Annotated in this window: 2 protein-coding genes; both read left to right on the top strand. The window is 65.3% G+C overall.

Annotated elements, in window-relative coordinates; translation table 11 throughout:
* Nucleotides 1–166 precede the first annotated feature (166 nt).
* The gene (locus ACJ8AT_RS33075) at nucleotides 167–724 is read left to right on the top strand and encodes a hypothetical protein (protein ID WP_407741946.1); all 558 of its coding nucleotides are present in this window, start codon (nucleotides 167–169) and stop codon (nucleotides 722–724) included.
* A 19-nt stretch (nucleotides 725–743) separates the two neighbouring features.
* Complete coding sequence (locus ACJ8AT_RS33070; protein ID WP_407741945.1) at nucleotides 744–1,490, top strand: hypothetical protein; 747 nt, start codon at nucleotides 744–746, stop codon at nucleotides 1,488–1,490.
* Nucleotides 1,491–2,139 lie beyond the last annotated feature (649 nt).

Below are 2,139 nucleotides of genomic sequence, written 5' to 3'. Positions count from 1 at the left end.
GGTCCGCCATGGCTTTCTTTGTCGCGACGAACTCGAACATTGCCACCCAGAGAATGTGCCGAACGACTCGCCTGATCACCTCAAGGCGTCACTCGCTCAGTCGGGCAGCACAAACTGCGCCAGAGGTCATACCCGCCCTCCCCTGTATCACACAGGGAGTGAGATCATGCTGGACTACACCGAGACTGACACCACCGGCAGCAGCACCGTTGTCGACATAGCCGGGGTAGCGGAGTGCCTCAGCGCCCTGGGCGTACGCTGTGCGCTGTGGGCGGACAAGCTGTACATAGGCCGGGTCTGCATCCACGTAGATGGACGCGTGACGGTGGACAGCGGGGCGGGCGAGCAACAGCTGCGGCGGCTGCTCGATCTGCTCCGGGCCGGGGTGACGCTGGACCCAGAACCACCGCCGTCGGCGGCGGCGAAGGTGAAGGAGACCGCCTCGCGCCCGCCCCGGCGCATAGCGCCGCGTGAACTGCGGGGCCGCCCCGCTCAAGCCGCCGTCCAGGAGTTCATCGCCGCCTGTGAAGCCGAGATGATTGAGTTCCAGCGGCTACGGCCGGGCTGCTGGATTGTCGAGGGGTGCGTTTTGTACCATCCAACGTCCGGCCGGGTCCGACCCATCGACGGGCCAACCCTGCCCGGCCGCGGCCTCGTTGCGCTGCGCCAAACCCTCGTGCACGTGGGAGTTCTCGACGTGCCCGTGCTGACCGCGGCGGAGTAGCCCGATGCACGCGTGGCCTATGATCAGCAGCCCGGACCACACCATCCATACGCCTTCGGCCGCGAGTACGCCGCGTGGTCGCGACCCGGCGCAGATCCTGGTTTCGAGCGAAGGCGGAAGTCCTGTTCGGGTTGACCTGCCGAAGCTGGCGCGGGAGCTCCAAGCCAGCGGCTTGCGCTGCCGGCTTACAGAGGACGGTCTCTGGGCGGCAAAGGTGGGCCTGAGCGAGCATGGTGAGATCTCGCTGGATGGGCGTGTCGGTGGCCTCAGTCCGGCCGAGCTCGGACAGGGTGTTGAGGCTTTCAAGGACGTCTTGCGGCGGACCGGGATGCTTCGAGAAGGTGTGGCCCTGAGCAATTCACGTCCGGCAGCGAAGCCTGCTGTCTGGAAGCGTGGGCCTCGCCCACCCTCATCACGGTTACAGGGCCGGCGGGCCGAACAGGCAACTGAGCGGTTTCGGATGCTCCTCGATGAGCGAGGCCTCCAGCATGAGCAGCTCGGGGCCGGACGCTTCTGCGTGGAGGCGCGCGTGTTTTACAATCCACCCTCCGGTCGCATTAAGGTCAAGGGCCGAAAGACCTACCCAATTAAGGGGCTGATCGCGCTGGCGCATCTCCTTGCCCAGGAGGTGAGCGATCCAGGAGGAGGCATGGTCGGCAACTCGCTGGCGCTGATGGCTGCGCTTCTCGATCCGCTGGAGCGGATGTGGGCTACCTCGGTGGCGGCGCGAGCTATGAGGTTGCCACTGCCGAGGTGGCGTAGCTGACCGCAGAATCATTGCGCATCCGTTTTTGCGTAAAGGGCACCGTGCTGTCGCTATCCGGGCTGGCGCAGCAGCGAGCCGACCGGAACAGTGGGGAGGGTTGGTAAGCGAGGATTCTATTTGCAGCGCTGAACCCTTCAGGGCGGGGACTTCCGCCCTATGCCGTATCGGCCGGCGATATGAGTTACCGGGCAGCATGGCCAGCATCGTGCCCCACCACGGTCCCTTATGGCTTCCCTTGTCGCGACGAACTCGAACATTTCACCCAGAGGATGTGCCGGACGACTCGCCTGATCACCTCCACCGCGGCACGCGCGCTTCAAGCCGTTGGGGGCGCTCGATCCGGTTTCACCATCGCCCGCGCGTGTGTGAGCACCCTGATCAGGGTTCCGTCGTGTGGAGACGTACAGGGTCGAGTTGCAGAAGATGCCGCCGCCCCGAGGTGACGCGAGCGCTCAGGAATTCAGCGGCTCCGCCAGTCGTCCGGCGGCCCGCCCCGATGCTTCTAGAGCGAGAGCGCGATCGCCTCGGCCGTGGTGATCAGCACCGAACACGAAGATGCGTACCAGTGCGCAACTATGGAGCGTCCCCTTCTTTGCTTACTCCGCATTCAATTGCTGCGGGTCGGCCCAGTCGTGGAGTACCATGGCCC

Origin of the sequence: Hyalangium sp., from assembly GCF_045802625.1 — a bacterium.
Classification (GTDB): Bacteria; Myxococcota; Myxococcia; order Myxococcales; family Myxococcaceae; genus Hyalangium.
Note: the sequence above shows the minus strand (reverse complement) of the source record. Positions and strands in the feature narration are given on the sequence as shown.